General features: G+C 71.1%; 2 protein-coding genes. One reads left to right on the top strand and one right to left on the bottom strand.

The features are described from left to right. Nucleotides 1-129: 129 nt before the first annotated feature. The gene (locus ACFU7Y_RS43930; protein ID WP_380772070.1) at nucleotides 130-1,191 is read left to right on the top strand and encodes a homoserine kinase; all 1,062 of its coding nucleotides are present in this window, start codon (nucleotides 130-132) and stop codon (nucleotides 1,189-1,191) included. Here ACFU7Y_RS43930 and ACFU7Y_RS43925 read toward each other — a convergent pair. Then, entirely contained in the window at nucleotides 1,181-1,318 is a 138-nt protein-coding gene (locus ACFU7Y_RS43925) for a hypothetical protein (protein WP_380772068.1), read from the bottom strand. The two genes, ACFU7Y_RS43930 and ACFU7Y_RS43925, sit on opposite strands and share 11 nt — an antisense overlap. Nucleotides 1,319-1,462: the final 144 nt, after the last annotated feature.

Genomic DNA, 1,462 nt, shown 5'->3' with positions numbered 1-1,462 from the left:
GGCCGGACGGGTGCCCTGCGCGTCCTGCTCCGGCCTTCGTCTGAAGGGCCGGGAAGTCAGGCCCCGGAAGCGGGGGTACGATGGCCGATCCGGCCTCGCCGGGGCCTGCGCTCCGCTAGCCTGCTTTGGGTGACGGAAGCGATGGACGACGCCGCGTGTGGCTCGCGCTACAGCAAGATCGAGGAGGACCTGGCGGTCCTCGGCGAGTCCTTCGGGCTCGGTGAGATCCAGGCGTGCCGCTTCCTGCCCAACGGCCTCATGAACGGTAACTGGCGGCTGGAGACGGCCGAGGGCGCGTTCGCCCTGAAGCGGATCATGGACGTGCCGCTGCCGCTCGCCCGCCGGAACCTGGCGGTCCTGGCGGAGCTGGCCGACGCCGGGGTCCCGGTCGGGCGGCCACTGGCAACCTCCTCCGGCCAGACCGTGGCGGAGGTCGCAGGCCGCGGGTACTGCCTGATCCCCTGGATGGAAGGCGGCCACCAGCCCGGGACGGAGCTCACCCTGGACCAGGCGGGGGACCTCGGTGTCCTGCTCGGCCAGATCCACCGGAGCCTGAACGACGAGCGGACCGCCCGCCTGCTGCCGCCGGGATCGGAGCCTTTGGCAGCCTCGGTGACCACCCCGGGTGCGGCGCACGCCGAGGCTGACCGCTTCCTCGCGGTGATCGCCGCCCTGGAGAGCCCGGCGGCTTTCGACGCCGAGGCGGCCCAGGCGCTGGGCGAGCGCAAGGTGCTGCTCGACAAGTACGGCAGCGAGCGCCCCGCTACCGAGGTGGCGGCCGGTCCGGTGGGCTGGACGCACGGTGACGTGCAGCACCGCAACGTGCTGTGGCGCGACGGCAAGATCGCCGGGGTGATCGATTGGGACCGCATCCGCGTGCGCCCGTTCGGCGAGGAGGTCGCCCGCACCGCCACGGTGCAGTTCGGCGGTGAGGACGGCTTCCTCGACCTGGAGCGGACTGCCGCGTTCGTGGCCGGCTACCGGTCGGTGGTGCCGATCCCGGTGCCGGCCCTGGCGGACGCGGTGGAGCGGCTGTGGTGGAAGCGCATGTCGGACTACTGGCAGCTGGTCTTCCACTACGACCGTGACGACTACTCCTGCGACCACCTGTTCCTGCCCGCTGAGCGCTTCCTGGCCTGGTGGACCGCGCAGCGCGAGGTGGTGCAGGAGGCGTTCGCGGCTATGCCGTGACCGTGCGGACCAGCACGGCGGAGAGGGCCTCGGCGACCTGCTCCATGTAGTCCGGCGCGGGGATCTGCGGCACCTTGAGGACGATCATCTGCCGCATCGCCTTGCGGAAGTTGGGCAGCTCGTCCATGGTCGGCGGCCGGTAGGGGCTGCGGGCCAGGTGCGGCCAGAAACGGGCCGCTAGGGCCTGTGTGATGTTGTGATCAATCAGTGGTCAGCAGGAGATCATCGATCCAGATCATCGAGGCGCGGAGGTGAAGGCCGGCGAGGTAGC

It is taken from the genome of Kitasatospora sp. NPDC057542, from assembly GCF_042801945.1.
Lineage (GTDB): Bacteria > Actinomycetota > Actinomycetes > Streptomycetales > Streptomycetaceae > Kitasatospora.
This window is presented reverse-complemented; position numbering and strand designations above follow the sequence as displayed.

Excerpts from the sequence above, each read along its gene's own strand:
- ACFU7Y_RS43925 (WP_380772068.1), bottom strand. The coding sequence starts at position 1,318 with ATGGACGAGCTGCCCAACTTCCGCAAGGCGATGCGGCAGATGATCGTC.